The 24,107-nt window shown below is 68.7% G+C and carries 24 protein-coding genes; 5 read left to right on the top strand and 19 right to left on the bottom strand.

All coding sequences use genetic code 11. From position 1 onward, the window contains the following. Nucleotides 1-8: 8 nt before the first annotated feature. The 11 genes from R9X41_RS11575 to R9X41_RS11625 form a co-directional block, all read right to left on the bottom strand. Complete coding sequence (locus R9X41_RS11575) at nucleotides 9-863, bottom strand: hypothetical protein (protein ID WP_318635018.1); 855 nt, start codon at nucleotides 861-863, stop codon at nucleotides 9-11. A gap of 93 nt (nucleotides 864-956) precedes the next feature. Then, nucleotides 957-2,174, bottom strand: coding sequence for a hypothetical protein (locus R9X41_RS11580; RefSeq protein ID WP_318635019.1), 1,218 nt, complete (start codon nucleotides 2,172-2,174; stop codon nucleotides 957-959). A gap of 136 nt (nucleotides 2,175-2,310) precedes the next feature. Beyond that, nucleotides 2,311-2,790: a GNAT family N-acetyltransferase gene (locus R9X41_RS11585; protein WP_318635020.1), complete on the bottom strand. Its 480-nt coding sequence runs from the start codon at nucleotides 2,788-2,790 to the stop codon at nucleotides 2,311-2,313. Further along, complete coding sequence (locus tag R9X41_RS11590; RefSeq protein ID WP_412556686.1) at nucleotides 2,787-3,794, bottom strand: alpha/beta hydrolase; 1,008 nt, start codon at nucleotides 3,792-3,794, stop codon at nucleotides 2,787-2,789. Before R9X41_RS11590 ends, R9X41_RS11585 begins: the two co-directional genes overlap by 4 nt. Further along, entirely contained in the window at nucleotides 3,766-4,551 is a 786-nt protein-coding gene (locus R9X41_RS11595; RefSeq protein WP_318635021.1) for an SDR family oxidoreductase, read from the bottom strand. Before R9X41_RS11595 ends, R9X41_RS11590 begins: the two co-directional genes overlap by 29 nt. A gap of 189 nt (nucleotides 4,552-4,740) precedes the next feature. Next, nucleotides 4,741-5,565: an HDOD domain-containing protein gene (locus R9X41_RS11600; protein WP_318635022.1), complete on the bottom strand. Its 825-nt coding sequence runs from the start codon at nucleotides 5,563-5,565 to the stop codon at nucleotides 4,741-4,743. Between the two features lie 128 nt (nucleotides 5,566-5,693). After that, complete coding sequence (bioB, locus tag R9X41_RS11605) at nucleotides 5,694-6,725, bottom strand: biotin synthase BioB (RefSeq protein ID WP_318635023.1); 1,032 nt, start codon at nucleotides 6,723-6,725, stop codon at nucleotides 5,694-5,696. After that, on the bottom strand, nucleotides 6,722-7,459 hold the full coding sequence (gene bioD / locus R9X41_RS11610) for a dethiobiotin synthase (protein ID WP_318635024.1): 738 nt from the start codon (nucleotides 7,457-7,459) through the stop codon (nucleotides 6,722-6,724). Before bioD ends, bioB begins: the two co-directional genes overlap by 4 nt. Continuing rightward, nucleotides 7,456-8,679: an 8-amino-7-oxononanoate synthase gene (locus R9X41_RS11615; RefSeq protein WP_318635025.1), complete on the bottom strand. Its 1,224-nt coding sequence runs from the start codon at nucleotides 8,677-8,679 to the stop codon at nucleotides 7,456-7,458. Before R9X41_RS11615 ends, bioD begins: the two co-directional genes overlap by 4 nt. Further along, entirely contained in the window at nucleotides 8,645-10,027 is a 1,383-nt protein-coding gene (gene bioA / locus R9X41_RS11620; protein ID WP_318635026.1) for an adenosylmethionine--8-amino-7-oxononanoate transaminase, read from the bottom strand. The genes R9X41_RS11615 and bioA overlap by 35 nt, the downstream gene beginning before the upstream one ends. A gap of 2 nt (nucleotides 10,028-10,029) precedes the next feature. After that, nucleotides 10,030-12,375 carry a Tex family protein gene (locus tag R9X41_RS11625; RefSeq protein ID WP_318635027.1) on the bottom strand — a complete coding sequence of 782 codons (2,346 nt, stop codon included), beginning with the start codon at nucleotides 12,373-12,375 and terminating at the stop codon, nucleotides 10,030-10,032. Nucleotides 12,376-12,561: 186 nt separating this feature from the next. Between R9X41_RS11625 and R9X41_RS11630 the strand changes: the two genes are divergently transcribed. After that, complete coding sequence (locus R9X41_RS11630) at nucleotides 12,562-13,092, top strand: hypothetical protein (RefSeq protein ID WP_318635028.1); 531 nt, start codon at nucleotides 12,562-12,564, stop codon at nucleotides 13,090-13,092. Nucleotides 13,093-13,107: 15 nt separating this feature from the next. Here the strand turns inward: R9X41_RS11630 and R9X41_RS11635 are convergent, their stop codons facing one another. Next, nucleotides 13,108-14,424 (bottom strand): class-II fumarase/aspartase family protein, encoded by a 1,317-nt coding sequence (locus tag R9X41_RS11635; RefSeq protein ID WP_318635029.1) that lies wholly within the window; start codon nucleotides 14,422-14,424, stop codon nucleotides 13,108-13,110. A gap of 278 nt (nucleotides 14,425-14,702) precedes the next feature. Here R9X41_RS11635 and R9X41_RS11640 point away from each other — a divergent pair, with 278 nt between their 5' ends. Then, on the top strand, nucleotides 14,703-16,589 hold the full coding sequence (locus R9X41_RS11640; protein WP_318635030.1) for a monovalent cation:proton antiporter-2 (CPA2) family protein: 1,887 nt from the start codon (nucleotides 14,703-14,705) through the stop codon (nucleotides 16,587-16,589). Between the two features lie 48 nt (nucleotides 16,590-16,637). Here R9X41_RS11640 and R9X41_RS11645 read toward each other — a convergent pair whose 3' ends face one another. The 7 genes from R9X41_RS11645 to R9X41_RS11675 all read right to left on the bottom strand — a co-directional run bounded on the left by R9X41_RS11645 (nucleotide 16,638) and on the right by R9X41_RS11675 (nucleotide 22,012). After that, nucleotides 16,638-17,573: a glutathione S-transferase family protein gene (locus tag R9X41_RS11645; RefSeq protein ID WP_318635031.1), complete on the bottom strand. Its 936-nt coding sequence runs from the start codon at nucleotides 17,571-17,573 to the stop codon at nucleotides 16,638-16,640. Between the two features lie 61 nt (nucleotides 17,574-17,634). After that, on the bottom strand, nucleotides 17,635-18,060 hold the full coding sequence (locus R9X41_RS11650) for a PaaI family thioesterase (RefSeq protein WP_318635032.1): 426 nt from the start codon (nucleotides 18,058-18,060) through the stop codon (nucleotides 17,635-17,637). Between the two features lie 29 nt (nucleotides 18,061-18,089). Further along, on the bottom strand, nucleotides 18,090-18,293 hold the full coding sequence (locus R9X41_RS11655) for a hypothetical protein (protein WP_318635033.1): 204 nt from the start codon (nucleotides 18,291-18,293) through the stop codon (nucleotides 18,090-18,092). Between the two features lie 132 nt (nucleotides 18,294-18,425). Then, entirely contained in the window at nucleotides 18,426-19,118 is a 693-nt protein-coding gene (locus tag R9X41_RS11660) for an ABC transporter ATP-binding protein (protein ID WP_318635034.1), read from the bottom strand. Continuing rightward, on the bottom strand, nucleotides 19,111-19,875 hold the full coding sequence (locus R9X41_RS11665) for an ABC transporter ATP-binding protein (RefSeq protein ID WP_318635035.1): 765 nt from the start codon (nucleotides 19,873-19,875) through the stop codon (nucleotides 19,111-19,113). The genes R9X41_RS11660 and R9X41_RS11665 overlap by 8 nt, the downstream gene beginning before the upstream one ends. A 14-nt stretch (nucleotides 19,876-19,889) precedes the next feature. After that, entirely contained in the window at nucleotides 19,890-21,068 is a 1,179-nt protein-coding gene (locus tag R9X41_RS11670; RefSeq protein WP_318635036.1) for a branched-chain amino acid ABC transporter permease, read from the bottom strand. Continuing rightward, complete coding sequence (locus tag R9X41_RS11675; RefSeq protein WP_318635037.1) at nucleotides 21,068-22,012, bottom strand: branched-chain amino acid ABC transporter permease; 945 nt, start codon at nucleotides 22,010-22,012, stop codon at nucleotides 21,068-21,070. The genes R9X41_RS11670 and R9X41_RS11675 overlap by 1 nt, the downstream gene beginning before the upstream one ends. 179 nt (nucleotides 22,013-22,191) lie before the next feature. On the opposite strand from R9X41_RS11675, the gene R9X41_RS11680 reads away from it, so the two are divergent. The 3 genes from R9X41_RS11680 (at nucleotide 22,192) to R9X41_RS11690 (ending at nucleotide 24,022) form a co-directional block, all read left to right on the top strand. After that, entirely contained in the window at nucleotides 22,192-22,662 is a 471-nt protein-coding gene (locus R9X41_RS11680) for a FecR family protein (RefSeq protein WP_318635038.1), read from the top strand. Then, the gene (locus tag R9X41_RS11685) at nucleotides 22,659-23,309 is read left to right on the top strand and encodes an OmpA family protein (protein ID WP_318635039.1); all 651 of its coding nucleotides are present in this window, start codon (nucleotides 22,659-22,661) and stop codon (nucleotides 23,307-23,309) included. Before R9X41_RS11680 ends, R9X41_RS11685 begins: the two co-directional genes overlap by 4 nt. A 311-nt stretch (nucleotides 23,310-23,620) precedes the next feature. Beyond that, nucleotides 23,621-24,022 carry a response regulator gene (locus tag R9X41_RS11690; RefSeq protein WP_318635040.1) on the top strand — a complete coding sequence of 134 codons (402 nt, stop codon included), beginning with the start codon at nucleotides 23,621-23,623 and terminating at the stop codon, nucleotides 24,020-24,022. Nucleotides 24,023-24,107: the final 85 nt, after the last annotated feature.

Below are 24,107 nucleotides of genomic sequence, written 5' to 3' on the forward strand. Positions count from 1 at the left end.
GGGTGGCTTCAGCGCACTTCGTTGATCACGTAATAGACCGGCGCGTCGGGCGCCGCGCTGGTGGTGCGCGCCCAGTGGTCGCCGTCACGAAAGGTGTAGTAGCAGCCGTTGACCGTGTTGCCCCGCCATTTCATGCACAGCGCGCCGTCGGCTTCGATGGTCCAGTTGCCGGTGTCCTTGCCGTTGGTGCTGAGGTTGGCCCCATAGACCATGCCGTTGCCGCGCACATCCCATTGGCCCTTGTTGCCGTCGGTCTGGCGCTGGTGCACCACCACATGGTCGACGAACTCCTTGCGCACATCGTCGGCGCCGAGATAGGTGCGCGCGGCGGGCGCGGCTGCCGCGGTGGCCTCCGCAGGTGCAGCCGACGGCTCCGGCTCGGTCGCTTTCGGGCTGGACATGACACCGGCGCCCACCGGCACGCCAAGGCCCGAAACGACGACCTGCCCATAACGCCGATCGGCGTTCTGTTGCAGCTGGCTCGACGCGAGATAGGCGTTGCCTTCGAGCGAGTAGACGCGGTAGCAACTGCTTTCGTCGCGGCCCGTCCAGGCGATGGTGAGGCAGTAGCGGCCATCGTCGCGAACCGTCCAGGTGCCACTGGCGGTGACAGGCTTGCCACCGGCCGCGCGGCTGCTGGCGATCAGGGTGCCGTCGGGCGATTGTTTCCAGCGTCGTACGTTGCCGGTGCCCGGGGCGGTGTGCTCCACCTCGGCGCCGGCAGCCAGGAAGGTGCGTGTCTGGGCCAGGTCGAAGGGCGCGCCACGGTCGGCGATTTCCTGGCCGGTGACGATGCGGTCCGCGGCGTATGCCGAAAAGCAGGCGAGCACGGCGACGCCCAGGGAAGTCTGTCGGTATTTCATTCTTGACTCCTGCCAAAGATCGGCACGCGCATCTTCGGCCGTGGGCGCCGATGGCGCATCACCCAGGCAGGTGACGCGGATCGTCCAGGGCGATCAAAGCCAGGTCGCGGCCGAGAACCCGACTTCCGACCCAGCCGATGAGGGCGTGCAGCTGTAGGCGTAGGCGCGCTCCATCTGCTCCAGCAATTGCGGCAGGTACGCGGGCCGCTCGTTGAGCTCGCGGTGCAGCAAGGGATAGATACGATCGTGCTGCTTCAGGCCCGATGCGCGGTGCCCTGCGAGCACGTCGATGCTGGTGCCGACACGCGGGGCGACCCGCGCCCCCGTGATGCGCTGCACGAAGCTGCTGGCCAGAAAGCGTTGCAGCGGATCGGCGGGCGACTGCACATGGCAGGCGCGCACCGCGTCGCTTTCGGGGTCGGTCGGCGGCGCCCTGCTGGGCACCTGCAGGTCGGCCGACTGAAACGCCACGAAGGCCACCGGCTTCGGCGCCATGGCGTCGCCGGCTCCGGCCGGCATGACCAGTTCGTCGGAGAGATGGCGGCCCAGCGCGCCGCCCATCGAATGTCCGTAGGCGAAGAATGACTCCGGCCGGGTCCGCAGGTAATCGGCCAGCAGCCTGACCAGCAGGGTATTGGAGGTGGGCCGGCGGCTCAGCGCGCTCTGGAGCACATGGCGGCCCTGCCGGACCGTGGTGGGGATGTCACCCAGGTAGCGCTTGGTGAGGTTGCGCGAATCGACTCGATTGGCGGACATGCCGCCGAAATTCACTGCGATGAGTGACTGGCCGCCGGGCGGTGTCGGCATGTCGTGGAAGGCGAGCTTGGTGCCGTTGACGAACATCATCCGCCCGTCGTCCAGCAGCACGCTTTCCCGTGCGATGCGTCGCAATTGTTGCGCTACATCGGCCCGGCCGGTCGCCCAGGCCTCGACCATGGCTCGCCGGACAAATTCACGAAAGCCGCGAGCGAGGTCGGGACGGGTGTGCAGGCCATTGGCGGGCTTGCGACCATCGTAGGGAAAGTAGCCGAACTCGAGCACCGCCGCCAGCGCGGCCCAGACATACGGCTCGAATAGGCGTGCCGCTGGATCGGTGCCGTGCGAAGCGGTCTTCCCGGCGACCTTGCCCTGGAAGTCCGCCGGCGAAGCGGCGAGCGGACGGCACGACAACGCGTCCAATGGTGTGGGCGAGGAAGTCGAAGCGCGCGTGGCGGCGTCGGGCGGCGCATGGGGCACGGCCTGTCGCGAGTCGGCTGGCTGACGCGGAAACGAGCTGTTCTTGATCGTTCCGAAAAAACGGGTGGAATTCATGGGATGGAGGCCGGATCGGGCCTTCCATCCTGGTCATCGCCGAGCAGCGCGCCACGTCTCTTGCGCATTTCTCACCCGCGAAACCGAAGCCGAAACCGAAACCGCCGCCGGCCCGGCGCTCGCGCTCGCGCTCGCCTCAGCGCTCGCTATTTCGCGCGGCGAACCGCCGGATCATCTCGATGTGCGCAATGCCGGCTTCATCGAACACGTCGCCACGTGGTTCGAAACCGCGACCGGCGTAGAAGCCCTGGGCGCTGCACTGCGCATGCAGCAGCACACCCGCGTCGCCGCGATGAATGGCGGCATGCAGCAGGGCATCGAGCACGAGCGCGCCCAGACCCTGTCCGCGCCGATCGCGCCGGACCGCCATACGGCCGATGCGCGAGAAGCCGATGTCCGCGCCCTCCTGGAATACCGGCAGCAGCCGTCCCGTGGCCGCGCCCGCGCCGTCAGCACCGACCAGCACCGCGTGCAGGCTGAGGGCATCGTCTTCGTCCCATTCCATATCGATCGGCACGCCTTGCTCGTGCACGAAGACGGCCAGCCGCAGCGGCGCCGCCCAGGATTGCAGCTCGCTCCAGCGGCCGAGCCGGAGTCGACCGGCGTGGTCGGTCACGGCGACGCCGGCTCGGTGCCGAGCGCACCACGCAAAGCCGCCGCGGCGGCGGCATGGGCCTGCCGGGCCTCGGCCACGATTCGGCCCATCTTCACGAATTCGTGGGTGACGCCGCGGTAGATCTCCAGGTCGACCGGCACGCCGGCCGCGCGCAGGCGATCGGCGTATTCGATGCCTTCGTCCACCAGCGGATCGCATTCGGCCAGGCCGATCCAGGCAGGAGCCAGGCCGTCGAAATCGGGCGCGAGCAAGGGCGCGAAACGCCAGTCGTCGCGGTCGGCGTCGCTGCGGACGTACTGGCCGAAAAACCACTGGATCAGGCCGGCGCTGATGATCGGGCCCTGAGCGAAGCGGCGGTGCGAGGCGGTGTCCTGCCGGGCGCTGCAGCCGGGGTAGATGAGCAGTTGCAGCGCGAGCCGCAGGCCGGCGTCGCGCGCCAGATGGGCGCAGCCGGCGGCCAGCGTGCCGCCGGCGCTGTCGCCGCCCACGGCCAGCCGGGTTGGATCGATGTGGATCGATTCGCCGTGGCGGGCCAGCCATTGCAGGGCGTCCCAGGCGTCGTCGGACGCGGTGGGAAAGCGGTGTTGCGGCGCCAGGCGGTAATCGAGCGAGATCACGGCGCAACCGGCGCGGCGGGCCAGTTCGCGGCACAGGATGTCGTGCGAGGCGACGCTGCCTACCGTGAAACCACCGCCGTGGAAATACAGCAGGGCGGGCAGCGACACATCGTCGTGCGGCGCCACCAGTCGGGCCGGCAGCGGTGTGCCGTCGCGTGCCGGAATGTGGAAATCGTGCACCCGCGGCATCACCGGGCGATCGATCTCCAGCACCTCGGCGCCGCTCTCGTACGACTGGCGGGCCTCCTCGGGCGTTTTCGATTGCATCGGCTCGCGCTCGAGCCGCGCCATGCCGCTGACGATGCCGCGCATGGCGGGAGTGAGGCTGGCGAGAACCTGGGGATCGGGCAGCACGGGTTCAGACCACCGTCGCGGTGGTGGCGCCATCCATCGGGATGTTGGCGCCGTTCACGTAACTGGCCTTGGCCGAGGCCAGGAACACCACCATCGCCGCGATTTCTTCCGGCATGGCGACCCGGCCCATGGCCATGCGCGTGCCCGGATCGGCCGGCGCCGGCCGGCCTTCGGCCTCGGCCATGCGGGCATCCACCGCGATGCCTTCCTTGAGACGTTCGGTCAACACCGGCCCGGGGTTGACCGAATTCACGCGAACGCCCTGTTTGGCATAGGCCGCGGCCAGCCCGGCGGTTGCCAGCAGCAGCGCGGCGTTGGCTGAGCCGCCGGCCAGATGCGCCGGATTGCCGAGCTTGCCGCCCATGCCGATCACGTTGACCACCGCGCCGGCGCCACGCTCGGCCATGCGCTTGATGGTCGGGTCTAGCATGTGGATGTAGGTGAAGTATTTCGCGTCCATGGCCGCATGCCACTTCTGCGGGGTGAGCTCGCTCGGCGCGGCACGCTTGGCCGCGCCCGCGCTGTTGACCAGCACGTCGACCGGACCGACCGTGCCTTCTGCCGCGTTCAGGGCGGCAAGCGCGGCGTCGGGGTCGGTGAGGTCGGCGGGAAAGAAGGCGATACGGTCACGCGCGTCCAGCGAATCCGCGGCTTCGCGCAGGGTGTCGGCGTTGCGCGCGATGAGGCTTACCGTCGCACCTTCGTCCAGGAAGGCCCGCGCGCAGGCCAGGCCGATGCCTTTGCTCGCGCCGGTGATGAGAACGTGTTTTCCCTTGAGTTGCAGATCCATGCTTGTCCCCTTGGTTGATGTAAATCGTTAGAAGGTATGAACGGGCCCGGCGTGTCCGAGCAGACCGTCCGCGCACGTCCCGTCAAGGCGCAAAGCGCAGACATGGCGCGGGCCATGGCGAGCATTTGCAACGCGGAGGGGGCGTTTCCGGGCAGGATGAGCGGGCATGTCGGGTCCGTTCATACCTTCTCAGGCGAACATGGCGGCTTCGCTGCCGCTCGACCAGTCGATCGGGTCCTGCTGCAGCACGGCATCGATGTCCATGCCCAGCGTGAGGCCCACCACGTCGGGAAAGCTGGTGGCGAGTTCGCGGTCGTTGAGTTGCGCCTCGCGCGCCCGCGCCCGCCAGGTGGCCAGGTGCAGGATGCCGGCGAGCGGTTCGTAGGCATCGTTGTCGAACGGTGCGTGCTGGTATTGCAGGGCGTCGACGATCTGCTGCGGAAACGACCACGACCGGCAGAGCCCGGCGCCGACCTGGCCCCAGGCAAAGCCGAAGCTGCGCTGCTCGGCGCGGGCGCGCTTGGGATCGAGCGGCGGCACGGTGCGATCGAGTGCGCGGATCTCCTCACCCATGCCCAGATGCATCACCAGTTCGCCGGATGCATGGATCAGCCCGGCGGTGAAAGCGGTGCCCTGGTTCTCGCGCACGTTGCCGGCAAGCGCGCGGGAGATCTTGGCCACGTCGAGGCTGTAGCGCCAGAACTGCGCCATGACGATGCCCGGCACCGCCTTGAACGCACCGCTCAACGCGGCCGCGCTCACCAGCGAACGCACGTGGTTCAGGCCCATGATCGCCAGCGCCTCCGACACCGAACTGATGCGCCCGGCCAGCTGGAAATGCGCCGAGTTCGCCAATTGCAGCACCCGGGTGGCGAGGCCCGGGTCGGTGTTGACCAGCTGGTTGACCGTGCGGAGATCGGGCTCATCCCGGTTGAGTTCGCTCATCAGCAGGGCCACTACTTTGGGGATGCTGGGCAAGGCTGCGGGCATGGCCAACAGTTCGGAAAGCTGCATGCGGGGAATCCTTGGACCTGGACGCAGGGATGTATGCGAAACGCTATTTGTTGCCGATTATCGATCCCTCGTTGACGAAAACGCATGGATCGCCCGAGTGTTCCCGCTAGGGCGATGCATGCCCGGCCTTATTCGCCGGCCGGCAGGCCGTCGCCCTGCACCGTCAGGCCCAGGCGCTTCATGAGCGCGCGGTCGCGCACGGCCTGTGGATTGGAGGTGGTCAGCAGGCGGTCGCCGTAGAAGATGGAGTTGGCGCCGGCCATGAAGCACAGGGCTTGCAGGGCTTCGTCCATCTGCTCGCGACCGGCCGACAGCCGCACCATGGCGGTCGGCATGGCGATGCGCGCGGCGGCGATGGTGCGCACGAACTCGAAGGGGTCGAGCGCGTCGGTGCCTTCGAGCGGCGTGCCGGCCACCTGCACCAGGTTGTTGATCGGCACGGATTCCGGATACGGGTCGAGATTGGCCAGTTGCGCGATGAGGCCGGCGCGCTGGGTGCGGTTCTCGCCCAGGCCGACGATGCCGCCGCAGCAGACGTTCATGCCGGCATCGCGCACCAGCGCCAGGGTGTCGAGGCGGTCCTGGTAGGTGCGGGTGCTGATGATGTTGCCGTAGATCTCTGGCGCGGTGTCGAGGTTGTGGTTGTAGTAGTCGAGGCCGGCGTCCTTCAGCGCATGCGCCTGGTGGGCTTCGAGCATGCCGAGGGTCATGCAGGTCTCCAGGCCCAGGCCCTTGACGCCGCGCACCATGGCCGAGATGCGGTCCACGTCGCGGTCCTTCAGGTTGCGCCAGGCCGCGCCCATGCAGAAGCGGGTGGCGCCCTGGGCGCGGGCGGCTTCGGCGGCGTCCATGACCTCGTCGATCGGCATCAGCTTGCTGGCCTCGACGCCGGTCTCGAAATGCACCGACTGCGGGCAATAGCCGCAATCCTCGGCGCAGCCACCGGTCTTGATCGACAGCAGCGTGGACAGCTGCACTTCGTTGGCATCGAAATGCTGGCGGTGCACCGTCTGCGCCTGGAAGACCAGGTCCATGAAGGGCTTGGACAGCAGGGCCTCGACCTGGGCGACGGTCCAGCGCGGCGAAGCGGATGCGGAAGGCGCGGCAGCTGGAAGGGTGGCGCGGAGTTCGGCGATGGAAACGGAGGCGACGGTGCTCATCGTGATTCTTTCTTGGCGGCGGCGGCCCGGGTCAGGGCCTTGCGGATCGTGGCGGCGTCCAGATGCGACGCCACGGCGGCGGGGGTGGGTTCGTCCAGCCAGGGCACGATGCCCAGGCAAGGCGCTGTGTGCTGGTCCTGCAGCCATTGGCGCAGGGTGGAAATGGTGTCGTGCGGGTGCAGCATGCCGGGGTCGATGCGGGTGCCCACCCAGCCAACCAGCTTCAGGCCGCGGGCGGCGATGGCGTCGGCGCTCAGCAGTGCGTGGTTGATGCAGCCCAGGCGCAGACCGACGACCAGGATCACTGGCAGGCCGATATCGACGGCCAGGTCGGCGGTGTCCCAGTCGGTGCCGAGCGGCACGCGGAAGCCGCCCACGCCTTCGACGACGAGCCAGTCGCAGCGCCCTTCCAGTGCCTGCGCTGCGTGCAGCAGCGCGGCGCGCGAGATGGGAGCGTCGTCGATGGCGGCGGCCACGTGCGGCGCGCAAGGTGTGCGCAGCTGGCAGGGGCCGACCTCGGCGTCGCGCAGTTCGACGCTAGATGCGGCGCGCAGCGCCTGCACGTCGTCGTTGACCCAGCGGCCATCGACCAGTTCGAGTCCGGCCGCGACCGGCTTGAGCCCGGCGGTGCGCGCGCCGTCGGCGCCGAGCAGATGCAACAGCGCGGCGCTGACGCGGGTCTTGCCGATCTCGGTGTCGGTGCCGGTGACGAAGCAACCTGGTGTGTGGTTCATGGTGGAAGCAGGGTTTCGACCGAATCGGCCAGCACCGAGCACAGGCGCCAGAGGTCGGCCTCGGTGTGCCCCGCGCTCAGGCTGATGCGCAGGCGGGCGGTGCCGACCGGCACGGTGGGGGGGCGGATGGCGGGCACCCAGATGCCCAGGGCATCGAGTTGCGCCGCCAGGGCCAGCGCGGTTTCGTTGTCGCCGACGATGAAGGGATGGATCGCGGTGTCGGACGGCGGGGCCGACCAGCCGATCGGCGGCAGCGCCTCGACGATGCCGGCCAGCGAGTCGTGCAGCGAGCGGCCGAGCGTGGCCAGGTGGGCGCGGCGCCGGTCGCCCTCCTCGCCCATCACCAGCGCCAGGCTGACGCCGGCGGCATAGGCCACGGCCGGCGGCGCGGCGGTGGTGTAGATGTAGGGCCGCGCGCTCTGCACCAGCCAGGCGATGACGGTCGGATGCGCCGCCACGAAGGCGCCGGCCACGCCCAGCGCCTTGCCGAGCGTGCCCATGTAGATGAAGCGCTGGCTCGACAGACCGAAATGCGCCAGCGCTCCCCTGCCCTGCGGCCCGAGCACGCCGAAGCCATGGGCATCGTCGACGACGATGTAGGCGTCGTGCCGCTCGGCCAGCGCCAGCAGGTCGGCCAGCGGTGCGATGTCGCCGTCCATGCTGAAGACGGCATCGGTCACGATGATCTTCACCGGGCTTTCGCTGGTCTCCAGCAAGGCGCCGAGCAGGTCCGTGCGGTCGTGCGGATAGAGCTGCACCTTGGCCTTGGCCAGGCGGCTGCCGTCGATCAGCGAGGCGTGGTTGAGCTTGTCGGCAAAGAGCATCGCCTGCCCGTCGCCGAGCGCGGTGAGCAGGCCCATGTTGGCCATGAAGCCGGTGCAGAAATACAGCGCCTCGCAGCCGGGAATGGTGTCCGACTGGGTGGCGGCCAGGGCTTGCTCCAGGTCGGCGTGGGCACGCGAATGGCCGCTGACCAGGTGCGACGCGCCGCTGCCGCAGCCGTAGCGCGCGGCGCCCTCGGCCATGGCGGCGGTCAATGCGGGGTGGTTGGCCAGCCCCAGGTAGTCGTTGCTGCAGAAGGACAGCAGGTCGCGCGAGCGGCCTCCCTCGGCGGACACCTGCTGGCGCGGCGCGCATGCGGTGTCGGCCACCTTGCGGCGTCGGCGCAGCGCCTGCGCATCGCGCTCATGCAACTGTCGGGTCAGGTGCTCTATCAGCATGGAGATCGGGGGTGGTTCCGGGGGCGCAGGTCGCGTCCAGGGTATCGATGAGGCGCGCGGCCAGCCAGGCGGCGAGCGGCGCGTCGAGCACATAGGGCGGCATCAGGTAGACGGTGCGGCCGATGGGACGGATCAGCAGACCGCGTTTGCGCCCCGCCAGATGAAAGGCTTCGGCGAAGCGCGCAGGCCCGTGGCCCTCGCGTACGTCGAAGGCGAAGATGGTGCCCTGCTGGCGGAAATGCGCGATGCGCGGGTCGCCCCTCAGCGGCGCCAGCGCCTCGGCCAGCAGCGCCGAGCGCTCGCGGTTGGCCTGCAGCACCCCGTCTTGTTCGAAGCGATCGAGCACCGCCAGCGCGGCGCTGCAGGCCAGCGGATTGCCGGTGTAGGAATGCGAATGCAGAAAGCCCCGGGCCACGTCCTGGTCGAGAAAGGCCTCGAAGACGCGGTCTCGGGTGAGAACCAGCGACAGCGGCAGGTAGCCGGCGGTGATGCCCTTGGAGAGGCAGACGAAGTCGGGCCAGATGCCGGCCTGCTCGCTGGCGAAGAAGGTGCCGGTGCGGCCGCAGCCCACGGCGATCTCGTCGGCGATGAGGTGTACGCCGAATTCATCGCAGATGGCGCGAGCCGCCTGCAGGTAGGAGGGGTGGTACATCGCCATGCCGGCGGCGCACTGGATCAGTGGCTCGACGATCACGGCTGCCACCTGCCCGTGGCGCTCGGCCAGCAGGCGGCGCAGGTCGGCGGCGGCGCGTGCGGCCGCGTCTTCTGCCGATTCGCCCGGCAATGCCTGGCGGGCATCGGGCGACTCGGCCAGGTGGGCGCGCATCAGCAAGCGGTCGTAGGTGTCACGAAAGATCGCCACGTCGGTCACCGACAGTGCGCCCAGCGTCTCGCCGTGGTAGCTGCCGCGCAGGCAGACGAACTCGCGCTTGTCGGGCAGGCCGAGGTTTCGCCAGTAATGAAAGCTCATCTTCAGCGCGATCTCGACGGCCGAGGCGCCGTCGCTCGCGAAGAAGGCATGGCCCAGCACGCCGCCGGTGAGCGCCGACAGCCGCTCGGCCAGCTCCACTGCCGGCGCATGGGTGCAGCCGGCCAGCATCACGTGCGGCAGGGTGTCGAGCTGGCGCTTGATGGCGTCGTTGATGCCCGGATCGGCGTGGCCGAAGAGGTTGACCCACCAGGAGCTGGTGGCGTCGAAGTAGCGCTGCCCCTCCTGGTCGATCAGCCAGGGGCCTTCGCCGCGCGCGATGGGCAGCGGCGGCACCTCGAAGGAGCGCTGCATCTGCGTGCACGGATGCCACACGGCGGCGAGGCTGCGCTGTTGCCAGCCCGCATTGGCGCCGGCCATGCTCAGCGCCCTTTGAGCTTGGCGAACGCCGAAGCCATGGCCGAGGAGCCCATGGCCGCGCCGCTGTCGGCGCCGCGCTGGTGCTGCTGCGGCCGGCCGCGACCGGCGGGCTCGAAGCGGTTGTCGCGCGCGCCGTCGCGCCGGGGCGGCGCGGCGTCGAGCTTCATGGTCAGGCCGATGCGCTTGCGCACCGCGTCGACTTCCATCACCTTCACGCGGACGATGTCGCCGGTCTTGACCACCTCGCGCGCGTCTTCCACGAAGCGGTGCGCGAGCTGGCTGACATGGATCAGGCCGTCCTGGTGCACACCCAGGTCGACGAAGGCGCCGAACTGCGCCACGTTGCTGACCGTGCCTTCCAGAATCATGCCGGGCTGCAGGTCAGCGATGTCTTCCACGCCGTCGTTGAAGCGGGCAACCTTGAAGTCCGGGCGCGGGTCGCGGCCAGGCTTTTCCAGCTCGACCAGGATGTCCTTGACGGTCAGCGGGCCGAAGCGATCGTCCGCGAATTGCTCGGGCTTGAAACCGCGCAAGGCCTCGGGCCGGCCCATCACCTCGGCGACCGGGCGGCCGGCCTGGGCGACGATGCGCTCTACCAGCGGATAGGTTTCGGGATGCACGCCGGTCATGTCCAGCGGCTGTTCGCCGCCGCGAATGCGCAGGAAGCCGGCGCTCTGTTCGAAGGTCTTGGCGCCCAGGCCCGCGACCTGCAGCAGTTGCTGGCGGCTGCGGAAGGCGCCGTTGGCCTCGCGCCAGCGCACCACCGCCTTGGCCACGCCGCCCGACAGGCCCGACACCCGCGCCAGCAAGGGCGCGCTGGCGGTGTTGAGGTCGACGCCTACAGCGTTCACGCAGTCTTCGACCACCGCTTCGAGCGTGCGGGCAAGCTCGCCCTGGTTCACGTCGTGCTGGTACTGGCCGACGCCGATGCTCTTGGGGTCGATCTTGACCAGCTCGGCCAGCGGATCCTGCAGGCGCCGCGCAATGCTGGCGGCACCACGCAGGCTCACGTCCACGTCGGGCATTTCCTGGCTGGCGAATTCGCTGGCGCTGTAGACCGAAGCGCCCGATTCGCTCACCACCACCTTCTCGATGGTGCGTTCGACCTTGGCGGCGAGCTTGATCAGGTCGGCGGCGAGCTTGTCGGTTTCGCGGCTGGCGGTGCCGTTGCCGATGGCGATCAGGTTCACGCCGTGCTTGTCGGCGAGCTTGGCCAGGGTGTGCAGCGAGCCTTCCCAGTCCTTGCGCGGTTCGTGCGGGTAGACGGTGGCGGTCTCCAGCAGGCGGCCGGTGGCGTCTACCACGGCCACCTTCACGCCGGTGCGGATGCCCGGGTCCAGGCCCATCACGCAGCGTGGTCCGGCGGGCGCGGCCAGCAGCAGGTCGCGCAGGTTGTCGGCGAAGACCTTGATGGCGGTCTTTTCAGCGTCGTCGCGCAGGCGGCCGAACAGATCGCGTTCGGTGGACAGCGACAGCTTCACCTTCCAGGTCCAGGAAACGCATTTGCGCAGCAGGTCGTCGGCGGCTCGGCCGGCGTGGCTCCAGCCCAGGTGCAGGGCGATGCGGCCTTCGGCGATGGTCGGGCGACCGGGTTCGGGCTCCACCGGAAGCACCAGCTTGGCGTCGAGAATTTCCAGCGCCCGGCCGCGGAACACGGCCAATGCGCGGTGCGAGGGAATGCGGCCGATCGGTTCGGAGTAGTCGAAGTAGTCGCGGAACTTGGACACTTCGGCGTCGTTCTCGTTCTTGGCCTCGACCTTGGTGGAGCGCAGCACGCCTTCGGCCCAGAGCCATTCGCGCAGGTTCTGCAGCAGCGCGGCGTCTTCGGCCCAGCGCTCGGAGAGGATGTCTCGCACGCCGTCGAGCACGGCCTGGGTGCTGGTGAAGTCGCTGCCGTCCTCGCCCTTCTCGGCCTTGACGAAGGCCTGGGCCTCGTCGGCCGGCACGCGGGTGGGGTCGGCATAAAGCAGATCGGCCAGCGGTTCGATGCCGGCTTCGCGGGCGATCAGGCCCTTGGTGCGGCGGCGCTGCTTGTAGGGCAGGTAGAGGTCTTCGAGTTCCTGCTTGGTGGGCGCGGCCTCGATGGCGGCGCGCAGGGTGTCGGTCAGCTTGCCTTGCTCGTCGATGCTTTTGAGCACGGCAGCGCGGCGGTCTTCGAGCTCGCGCAGGTAGGACAGACGGGATTCGAGCTCACGCAGCTGGATGTCGTCGAGGCCGCCGGTGGCCTCCTTGCGGTAGCGGGCGATGAAGGGAACGGTGGCACCGCCGTCGAGCAGGTCGACGGCGGCGCGCACGCGGCCTTCGTCGACGGAGAGCTCGGAGGCGATCTGGCGGATGATTTTCTGCATCGGCGAAACGTCTGGGCGTGTGAGGCGGCTGGAGAGAGAAAACGAGTGGGCAGTCGCCGACAAAGCGAAAGGCGGGCGAGTTTGCCACAGCCCTCCGCGGGCCACCGGGTGCGTCAGTCAGGAGTCGCTCGCAGGGGCCATGTCCGGTAACCCGGCATGCGGGTGTGGGTGGTTAGGATGTTTGACATGCCTTCTCCACGCCCACGTTCCTGGCCGAAGCGGCTGCTGCGCGCCCTGCTGGTCGGGCTGATGGTGCCGGTGTTGCTGTTCGAGGAATGGGGCTGGGTGCCACTGGCCGCGGGCGTCGCGCGCCTGGCCGCGCTTCCGATGTGGGCGGGGCTGGAGCGGCGCATTCGCGCCCTGCCCCCCTGGGCGGCGCTGGCGAGCTTCATGGTGCCGGTGCTGCTGCTGTTGCCGGTCAAGCTCGGCGCCTTGTGGCTGTTCGCCGAAGGCCATATGGCGACCGGCCTGCTGCTGCTGGCCGTTGCCAAGCTGGCCGGCACCGCGCTGGTGGCGCGGATCTTTCAGCTCACGCAGCCATCGCTGATGCGCATTCCGCTGTTCGCGCGCTGCTACCTGCGATGGAAATACTGGAAGGACAGCGTGCTGCAGACGGTGCGTGCCCATCCTCTCTGGCGGGCGGCGCGACATCCGGGCGTGGCGCTGCGCCGTCGCTGGCGCTCGTGGCGCCGCCACTGGCGCGCCTGGAACGCCTGAGCCGGCGGCTGCGCCTCAATGCACCGCGAAGCGATGGCGTGGCTGGGGCGCGCGGGCCGCGGCGATCATGCGTTCGACGATCTGCGGCCCGCAGCCCAGAAAGCCCGCCGGATCGAGCGCTTCGTCGATCTCGTCGGTCGACAGCAAGGTGGTGATTTCACGCCGCTGCAGCAGCGCTTCGCGCAGCGACAGCGAGCCCTGTACCGCGCTTTCGCAGGCCCGCAGAATGAGCCGGTGGGCCGAGCGCCGACCGGTCTTGCGGGCCAGCGCCATCATCACGCTCTCGGCCATCACCAGACCACGGGTCACGTCGATGTTCTGCCGCATGCGCGCGGGATGAATCTCCAGGCCTTGCAGGATCATCGCCATCTGGCTGACGGCCGCGTGCGCCAGCATGAAGCTCTGCGGCATCACCAGCGTCTTGAAGTGGCCCAGGCTGTCGTGGTCGCGGTCATGTCCCATCGACTCCATGGCCACCGCCACGTTCTGGGCCGCCATGCGCGCATGGGTCAACACCAGTTCGCAGCCGACTGCATTGGCGCCGTGGTAGATGCTGCCCATGGCCGCCCGGCCGGGCGGGGCCGGCTCGCGCAGTTCGTCGATCTCGTTGCCGGTGAGCGAAACGATGGCGCGGGCGATGTTGGCCATGGTCGACGACATCATGGCCAGCGCCAGGCAGACCTCGGTGATGCGGTCGCGCGCCGAGAACCAGGAGATCGGCGAGGCCAGCAGCCCGAGCTCGGCCATCAGCGATGCCTGAAGTTCCAGCCCACGCGCGCCCAAGGCGGCCAGCGTGCCGGTGGATCCGCCGAAAGGCCCGGCGGTGAGGTTGGTGCGTACCGACACCAGGCGTTCGAGCTGCCGGTCGAGTTCGGTCATCCAGACCGCGCAGCGAAAGCCGAAGGTGGTCGGCCGGTCGTGCATGCCCTCGGTGCGGGCGATCATCACCGTCGAGCGGTGGTCTTCGGCCATGGTCAGCAGAATCGTCCGCACCTGCAGCGCGTCGCGCTCGACCACGTTCAGGCCTTCGCGCAACTGCAGGATGAAGGCGGTGTCGGTGACGTCGAGGTTGGTGGAGCCCCAGTGCAGGTACTCGGCCGCGCTGCCGCACGCTTCGGCGAGCTGGTCGAGAAACGGCAGGCCCGGATGGCGGGCGGCTTCGACCGCCTGGCGCAACCGCTCCCAGTTGACCGTCATGCCCTTGGAGCGGCGCGCGATTTCCTCGTAGGCCTGCGCGGGAATGATGCCCATCGCCGCCTCGGTCTTGGCCAGGGCCAGCGCGACCTGAAGGAAATGCGTGACCCGCGCCTGGTCGGAAAAGATCCGACGCATTTCATCGGTACCGAAAAAATTGTTCAACAGCCTCGAACTGTGATTCGGCATTGTGGTGTCCAGGAATCCGGCAAAAGCGTGCGTTGCGCGGTAGCGAATCGTGAGTGAATGGCGTGATTGGAAGCGCGTCCAGGCTTCTATCATGCGGTCGGCGACGGGTGGTTACAACAATCTTATGGACTACATACGATTGGCCGTCAGAGCGGCGACGACTATTGAGGCATCACGCGCGATAGCGGGTCCGTGTACCTTCGGCACCCAAATAAAGGAACAAGGCGATGGTCGAGCACGGCAGTGAGTTGGTAAAGGCGGTGGTGGTTTTGGCGGCAGGCGTGATCGCCGTGCCGCTGTTCAAGCGGCTCGGCCTGGGCTCGGTACTCGGCTATCTGGCGGCGGGGCTGGCGATCGGGCCGTCGGGCTTCGCGGTGTTCGCCGATCCGGAGGCGGTGCTGGGCCTGGCCGAGTTCGGCGTGGTGATGTTCCTCTTCGTGATCGGGCTGGAGATGCAGCCGCGCCGGCTGTGGAGCCTGCGGCGCGAGATCTTTGGCCTCGGCCTGCTGCAGGTGCTCTTGTGCGGCGGCCTGCTCACCGCCGCCGGCGTGCTGGCCGGTTTCTCACCGGCGGTGTCCTTCGTCGCCTCGATGGGCTTCGTGCTCTCGTCCACCGCCATCGTCATGCAGATGCTCGACGAGCGCGGTGAAACGTCGACCAAGCGCGGCCAGCGCATCGTGTCGGTGCTGCTGCTCGAAGACCTGGCCATCGTGCCGCTGCTGGCCGTGGTGGCCGCCCTGGCGCCCACCGCGGCGGTGGACGACGGTGTTTCGCGCTGGGTGAAGGTCGGCATCGCGGTCGCCACGCTGGTCGCCCTGGTGGCGGTGAGCCGCTTCCTGCTCAATCCGCTGTTCCGCATCCTGTCGAAGGCGCGCGCCCGCGAGGTGATGGGCGCGGCGGCCCTGCTGGTGGTGCTGGGCGCGGCACTGGCGATGCAATGGGGTGGGCTGTCGATGGCCCTCGGCGCGTTCGCAGCAGGGGTGATGCTGTCGGAGTCCACCTTCCGGCATCAACTGGAGGCCGACGTCGAACCCTTCCGCGGCCTGCTGCTGGGCCTGTTCTTCATGGGCGTGGGCATGTCGCTCGACCTGGCCCTGATGCGCGCCGACTGGCTGGTGCTGCTCGGCGGGGTGGTGGCGGCGATGGCGATCAAGTCGGCGGGTGTCTATGCCATCGCCCGCCTGATGCGCGCCCGCCATCCCGAGGCCCTGGAGCGGGCCGCGCTGATGACCCAGGGCGGCGAGTTCGCCTTCGTGCTGTACGGCGCGGCGGCCGGCACCGGGCTGATCGAGGACCACGTCAACGCCCTGCTCACCGCCGCGGTCATTTTGTCGATGGCGCTCACGCCGCTGGTGGTGCTGTCGTTGCGCTGGCTGCTGCCGGCCCGGCCGCCGCAGGACATGGACGGCGTGAAAAGCATCATCGACGCCGCCCGCGCCGGCGAGGAAACGGCCGGCAACGTGGTGGTGATCGGCTTCGGCCGCTTCGGCCAGATCGCCTGCCAGACGCTGCTGGCGCGCGGCGTGGACGTGACCATCATCGAGCAGGACACCGACATGATCCGCACCGCCAGCCGGTTCGGCTTTCACGCCTACTATGGCGACGGCACCCGCATGGACGTGCTGCGCGCAGCCGGCACGGTGCATGCGCAAGCGTTGCTGGTCTGCGTGAACGACAAGGAAGCGGCCAACCGCATCGTGGAACAGGCGCGCAAGTCGTTTCCCCTGGTGCCGGTGCTCGCACGCGCCTACGACCGGCAGCACGCCATCGAGCTGATACGCGCCGGTGTGCATTGGCAGATGCGCGAGACCTTCGAATCGGCCATGGCCTTCGGCAGCGAGGCACTGCGCCAGCTCGGCGTGAGCGAAGACGACATCGCCGAGGTGGCCGAAGACGTGCGCCGCCGCGATGCCGAACGGCTGCAATTGCAGATGGCCGGCGGCATCAGCCAGGGACTGGATCTGGTGCGCGGCAACCGCTGGACGGCCACGCCGCTCACCAAACCACGGCGGGCCGGCAATGCGCTCAACGATGCCGCCGCCGCCGCCCTGGAGTCCCGGCAGGCCGCCGTCGGCAAGACCGACCCGCAAGCGCCGACCGATGCCGTTCCTTGACCGGCCGGCCAGACACCCTTGCCCGAAAAAAACGGAAATACGTCGGGATTACTCGGCCGCCTTCAGCACATAACCAATGCGCGGAAAGTGCACGTGGACCGTGCCGGCCCGGTCGTCCTCACGGCGCAGGGTGATGTGCATGCGGGTCGCGGCCACCAGGACGCCTTCGGTCTGCTCCAAGCCGAAGGTCTCGGCCGCCACCGTCACCCGCGCGCCCAGCGGCAGGCCGTGGTCGTCCTGGAAGACCTCGTCCGGCAGCGGTGCCGGCGTGGAGCCCGCGGCCAGCGCGATGGCGTCGGCCGCGTCCATCGGCGTGGATTCGCCGTGGCCGATGAGCGCCATGCGGTTCATCCAGTCGAGCACCGCCGGCGTGAAGTCGAGGATGTCGGCCACCGCCGGAACCCGGGTGCGGGTGAACCACAGGGGGTGATAAGCGGACAGATCGGCGATGCAGGGCGCCTCACCCAGCAGGTAGGGGCGGTCGTCGAGCATGTCCGATAGGCGCCGCAGATACGACTTGTAGGCGCTGGCGGCGTCTTCGGGTCGCAGCCGCGTCATGCCCGTGGCGGACATCGCGGCTCGGTCCCGGGCAAAAGCCTCGCGCTCCTGTGCGCTTGCCTGATCGAAAAGCTGTGCCCGGCCGCGCGGCTGAAAATTCCAGGCCATCGCCGCCCAGAAGAGCGTGCTGTCGGCCCATTGCGCCAGCACCCGGCCCAGGCCTTTTTCCGGCTCCGGATACAGCGTGGGCGCCGGCTGCCGGTGCTCCAGCACGTCGCAGATGAGCGCAGTGTCGCAGTAGATATCCGCGCCGATCTGCAGCAGCGGCGTGCGGCGGTAGCCACCGGTCAGCGCCAGCACATCGGGCTTGGGCGCGATGCGCGGGATGGTCACCGAATGCCAGGCGAGCTGCTTGAAGCCGAGCGCAAGACGGATCTTTTCCGAGAAGGGCGAGCTGGGATAGTGGTGCAGGATCAGGTCGGGCATGGGTGACGCTCCAGGCGAACGGATGACAGGCGCCGCGCTTCGTGCGGCGGCGCAGGTAAATTCAGTCGGTGGGCGTGGATTCGGCCCGGGGCATGTACTTGAAAGTGCCGGTGGCATGCGCGCATACGCGGCCTTCGGCGTCCTCGAGCGTGCCTTCGACGAAGGCCATACGCCCGGTGCGGTGCATCAACCGGCCGTGGCCGCTCACCGGGCCGCGGGCCGGCTGCATGAAGGTGGTTTTCATCTCGATGGTGACCACACCCATGTCCGGCTGGACGCTGCGGGCAGCGCCAGCCAGGGAAACGTCGAGCAGCGTCATGATGGCGCCGCCGTGCAGCACACCGAAGGAGTTGAGGTGCTCGGGCCGCACATCCAGGCGCAACTCGCAGCGGCCCTCGGCCATGCGGGCGATGTCGATGCCCAGGTGCTGCACGAAGGGGATGGCGATCTTTCGCCAGTTCTCGATGTTCTCTTGTTCGGTCGGCATGGGGCGGGCGATGAGGGAGTTGTGAAGAATCAGCGGTCTTCGCGCAATCGCGCTCGCACGAAGATGAGCACCACGCCGACGGCGGCCACGATGCCGCCCAGCACCATCATGGCGATGCCGCTGCCGGCACGCGCATCGCGGATGGCGATGCCCAGGATCAGGCAGAGCAGGCCGCCGTAGATCAATACCCAGACCAGGCGTTCTATGCGTGCGATCGTGGAGGGGGATGCCATGGGTGCGTTCGTCGTCGGATGGAAACAGCCAGGATGATAGGCCGCTCCGCACGCCCGGCGACAGTTGAAACCAGTCGTGCGGCACACCGTGCATCTCCCGCGGCATCGGTCGCCACGCGTATGTGCTGCCGATCAGACCTGCAGCCAGGTCTGCTGCACCGCCGCATCGCGCCGCAGCGCGGCCGGCGTTCCCTCGAAGACGATGCGGCCCCGGCCCATGACCAGCACACGGTCGGCGATGTCCAGCGATATCGCCTGCTTCTGTTCCACCAGCAGCACCGCCCTGCCCGCTTGCCGCTCGTCGCGCAGGCATTCGGCCACCCGCGCTGCCATCGACGGCGCCAGGCCTTCGGTCGGTTCGTCGAGCAGCAGCAACTCGGGGCGCGCCATCAGCATGCGGCACAGGGCCAGCATCTGCTGCTCGCCGCCCGACAAGGCGCCGCCGGGCACGTCCGCGCGCGATGCCAGCGAGCCGAAAGCGGCGAAGGCGTCGGCCTCGGTCCAGCCGGCACGACCCCGCTGCAACCCCAGTTCGAGGTTTTGACGCACGGTGAGCAGCGGAAAGATGTCGCGGCTTTCCGGCAGGTAGCCGACACCGAGCCGGGCGATGCGGTGCGTGGCCAGGCCGGTGAGGCGGTGCTCTCCCCAGGTGACCTGGCCGGCGCGGGTGGGCAGCAGCCCCATCAGGCAACGCAGCAAGGTGCTGCGGCCGGCGCCGTTGCGTCCGAGCAGGGCGACGATTTCACCGCGCCGCACCTGCAGCGACACCCCCTCCAGCACGCGGCCGGCGCCGTAGCCGGCTTCGAGTTCGTGCACCTCAAGCATGGTCGGTTGCCGGCTGCAGCATGCCGGTGTAGGCGGCCCGCACCGCCTCGTGCGCGCGGATTTGATCCGGCGTGTCGATGGCCAGGATCCGGCCGTCGACCAGTACCGCGATGCGATCGGCCAGGCCGAACACCACCTCCATGTCGTGCTCCACCATGACCACGGTGCGCCCCCGGGCCAGCGCGCGGATGGTGGCGATGCAGTGCGCCGTTTCCTCACGCGACATGCCCGCGGTGGGCTCGTCGAGCAGCACCACCGCGGGTGCGCCCGCAAAGGCCAGCCCGATCTCCAGCAGGCGCTGCTCCGCATAGCTCAGCAATGGCGCCTTGCTGGCCGCCCGGTGCCGAAGTTCCAGCAGATCGAGCAGCCGGTCGGTCTCGGCTTCGATGGCCGCCTGCCCCGCGAAAGGCCGCAGCCAGCGCAGCGGCGTGGCGCCGCTGCCGGCCAGCGCACAACGCAGGTGGTCCCGCACGTCGAGTTCGGCGAAGAGCTGGGTGATCTGAAAGCTGCGCGACAGACCCCGCCGGCGCAGCCGCCTTGGCGCCAGCCCGCCGACGGCTCTGCCGTGCAACAGCACTTCGCCGGACGTGGGCGCCCAGCGGCCGCCGATGGTGTCGAACAGGCTCGACTTGCCGGCACCGTTCGGGCCGATCAAGGCGACGAATTCGCCGGTCTGCACCGCAAGATCCACCCCTCGCAGCACGGCGGTGGCGCCGAACGACTTTTCGATGCATCGCAGTTCCAGTGCAAAAGCCATGGGGGATCGGTCCTTCACGATCGGCGGCGCAGCGCCACCAGAATGCCCACGCCCGAAGACGCGGCGACCACGACCGCGATCCACGCGGCCGGCGCCGACGGATCTATCGCGCGGCCTGCCGCCATCCAGGACTCGCCCTGCCCGCGCAGGCGATAACCCAGCTCGACCGCCGCAACGAATGCGCCAGCGAGCAAAGCAAGGCCGGCGACTCCCGCCAGCGTTCGACGCCAACCCAGCGCGCGCCGAATGACGGGCGCCGCCGAGAGCAGTCCGGCCAGCCCGCCCGGCGCGAACATCACCGTCAGCAGGAAGATCGAGCCCAGGTAAAGCGGCCAGGCACTCGACCACTGGGCGATGAGCGTGGTGGTGAAGACCATCATCACGCTGCCGAGCACCGGTCCCAGAAAAAACCCGCTGCCGCCGAGGTAGGTAAAGAGCAGATAGCTTCCCGAGCGCGCCAGCCCTACGGCGTCCGCGGTGCCGACGATCTCGAACTGCAGCGCCCCGAGTGCGCCGCCGATGCCGGCGAAAAATGCCGATATGCAGTAGGCCAGATGCCGCAAGCGGCGGGGATCGTGGCCCAGAAACGCGGCCCGGGCGGCGTTGTCGCGCACCGCGTTGAACAACCGCCCCAGTGCCGTCGCCTGCAGCGCGAACAGCAGCCAGCCGCAGGCGAATGCGTAGACCAAGGCCAGCGCGTAGACCTGGCCCGGGCTGGCGAAGTCCAGGCCCAGCCAGCGGCCGTAAACCCGATCGGCGCTCATGCCGGATTCGCCGCCGAACCATTCCGGCAGCATCAGGGCGACACCCGCGGCCAGTTCACCCAGGGCCAAGGTCACCATCGCGAAGGCGGTACCCGCGGCGCGGGTGGCCACGAAGCCGAGCGGCACCGCGATCGCCAGGGCCGCAAGTCCGCCCACCAGAGGTATCAGCGGTACCGGCATCCACGCGCCCGACGCACCCCATCGCATCGCGTAGACACCCGCCAGCGCGCCGGCGCCCACATGCAGCGCATGGCCGAAACTGAGCAGGCCGCACTGGCCGAGCAGCAGGTTGTTGGCCAGCAGCACGATCGAGAGCCAGGCCATCTGGGTGAGCATCGAAATCGCCAGGCCGCTGCCGGACGCCAGCGGCACGCCCAGCGCGATGGCGAAGCAGCCGAGTCCAGCGGCGACGGCGACGGCGCCGCGCATCAGGCGCGGATTCCCATCAGTCCGCGCGGGCGAAGCAGCAGCACCGCCACCATCAGCAGATATGGCAGCAGCGGCGCCCATTGCGCCAGTCCCACGCGCCCCAGCGGGCCGTCGAGCCAGGCCGGCGCCAGCCCCGCCCAGCGCCAGACCACCGCGAACGACACATCGAAGGCGATCGCCAGATTCTGCAGCAGCCCGATCGCCAGCGACGCCACGAACGCTCCCGCCAGTGAGCCCATGCCGCCGACCACCACTACCACGAAGACGATGGAGCCGACGGCCGTCGCCATGCCGGGTTCGGTGACGTACACCGCACCACCGACCGCGCCCGCCAACCCCGCCAGCGCCGCGCCGGCTGCGAACACCCGGTTGAAGACGGTCGGCACGTCGTGCCCCAGCGCCTGTGCCATGTGCGGATGCGTCAACGCGGCGCGCACCACCAGCCCGGTGCGGCTGCGCGAAATCGTCAGCCAGGCGAGCAGCAGCATGCACAGCGCGACGACCATCACCAGCACCCGCGACGCGGCGAACGGCGTGCCGTAGACCGTGAACGCTACCCCGCGCAGGGCTGCCGGCAATTCATAGGCCACCGACGACCGGCCCCAGAAAAGCTGCACCGCCTCGACCACCAGCCAGGACAGCCCGAAAGTGGCCAGCAAGGCCGGCACTGGTCCGCGTGCATACAGTCGGCGCAGGCAGAAGCGTTCGAAGACCGCGCCCAGCAGGCCGACGCAGAGCGGCGCGAAAAGCAGCGCCGGCCAGAACCCCGCGACGCCCGCCATGGCGTAACCAAGATACGCGCCCAGCATGTAGAAGCTGGCGTGCGCGAAATTGAGCACGCCCAGCAGGCTGAAGACGAGCGTGAGGCCGGCACTCAGCATGAAAAGCAGCAGGCCGTAGGCGGTGCCGTTGAGCAGAGCCGGAACGAGGATCGATGCGGTCATGAAGGCGCGGATCGTAGTGCAGGCCCGAATTCACACCTTTGTCGTTTCCGCGCAACCCAGGTGAATCCGTCTGTGGGTGCTTTGCGTATTCGGCACAGGTTTCAATCTAAATTGACCAAATGTCACGCGCCTTACTCCAGAAAACCTCACCTCTTTATGCGGCCGGTCCTGTCCGCCTGTTGAGCCTGCTCGTGCTGGGCGCCGCTGTCGCCGTGGCACCCGGCGCGCGAGCGGCAGAGCCTGCGGCCGCTGTCGCGACGGTGCGCGCCGGCACGGTCAAGCTGGTGAACGGGCAGGTGAAGCTGTCGGATGGCAAGACCGAACGGCCGGTCGCGCCGGGCGACGGCATCGCCTCGGCCGACAGCATCGTCACCGGCGCCGACGGCTCGATCAGCGTCGTGCTGCGCGACGGCACGCTCATCGTGGTCGGCCCCAACAGCCGCACCGATCTGCGCGAATTCAGTTTCGACGCGACCAGTTACCAGGGCAACATGGTCGTGAGTGTGGTGCGCGGCACCATGCGCATGGTGAGTGGCCTGCTGCGCAAGAACCGTCCGGATTCGGTCAGCGTCGAGACGCCGACCGCGCTGATCGGCATCCGCGGCACCGACTTCATCGTGGAAGTAGAGCCTTCCGGAGAAGGCACATGAACTCCCGGATGCAGCGCGGCGCAGAACGCGCTGCCCTGCTCGGCTGCGCGCTCTTGCTGGCCGCCTGCGCCGCCAAGCCACCCCGCGGCGGTACCAAGGTGACCCTGCTGCCCCAGGCCGACGGCACGCCGTCGGCCGTGATCGTGCGGCCCAACACAGCCGCCGCCGCTGGCGCCCCTGCCCCGACGGCCGAACGGCTGGACGCGCCCTACCAGACCGCATCGGTCGGCCGAGCTGGCCCGGTGGCACTCGGCAGCGCGCCGGCGGAACAGGTGCATGAGGCTTACGCGCCCCTGTTCACCACGGCGCCACCACCGCCGGCGAGCTTCGTGCTTTATTTCCGTACCGGCACGACCCAGCTGACGCCGGAATCGCAACAGGCGATCCAGCGGGTGATTCGCGAAACCTTGTCGCGCAGTGGCGCCGAAATCGTGCTCATCGGCCATACCGACACCACGAGCAGCGGGGAAGCCAACGATGCGCTGTCCATGCGCCGGGCGATCCAGGTGCGTGAAATGTTCCTGCAGCGGGGTTTTCCGCCTGCGCTGATCGAGGCGACCGGTCGCGGCGAGCGCGAGCTCGCCGTGCCCACCCGCGACAACGTGGACGAGCCGCGCAACCGCCGGGTCCAGATCCTCGTTCGCTGAATCCAGCCCGACGCCGGGCTCAGCTCGGTTTGGGGATATGCGCTTCGTCGCCCGGTTTTGGGCTGGGCGACTTTTGCGGCTCCCTCGGGTATTCGGTCGGATGCTCCGTCGGCCGGGTGGACATGGCCTGACGGGAAAAAACGGTGCGCATGACGGTCTCCTGCTCGGATCGGGCTGAAATCGTATCGCCTATGGATACCTGAAACCCCATGCAAACGTACACATGGAAACCCGTGTGTCTTCAAGCTTGGTCATGATGTGCCCGTGACCATTGTCCAAACCGGCGGCAGACCAAGACTCGAGAAGACCACATGGCCCTCAACATATTCCTCGTCGAAGACAACCGCATCGTCCGTAACGCCCTGACGGAAATGCTGCAGGAAACGCTGGATTGCAAAGTCGTGGCGTCCGCCGCGACCGAACCCGACGCCACGCGCTGGCTCAGCGCCAATCCGTTCGACTGGGACATCGCTGTGATCGATCTCACGCTGGCGCAAGGCAACGGCCTGGGCGTACTGGCCAATTGCCGAGACCGGCAACCGCACCAGCGCGCGGTCGTTCTCACCGGCCATGCCGATACCGCGATCCGGTCGCGCTGCGCAGAACTCGCCGCCAATGCGGTGTTCGACAAGACCACCGAGCTCGATCTGCTGTTTGCCTACTGCTGCGGTCGCGACGCACCCGAAAGCAATCTGCTGGCGACCGCACGCTGATCGAGGCCAGGCGCCCGCCGGTGCGGGCATGGTCGGCTGGTTAGACTTCCGCTCTTCCAGCTTCGCGGGGGCATACCTGGCAATG

The sequence above is a fragment of the Xylophilus sp. GOD-11R genome, from assembly GCF_033546935.1.
Lineage (GTDB): Bacteria > Pseudomonadota > Gammaproteobacteria > Burkholderiales > Burkholderiaceae_C > Xylophilus.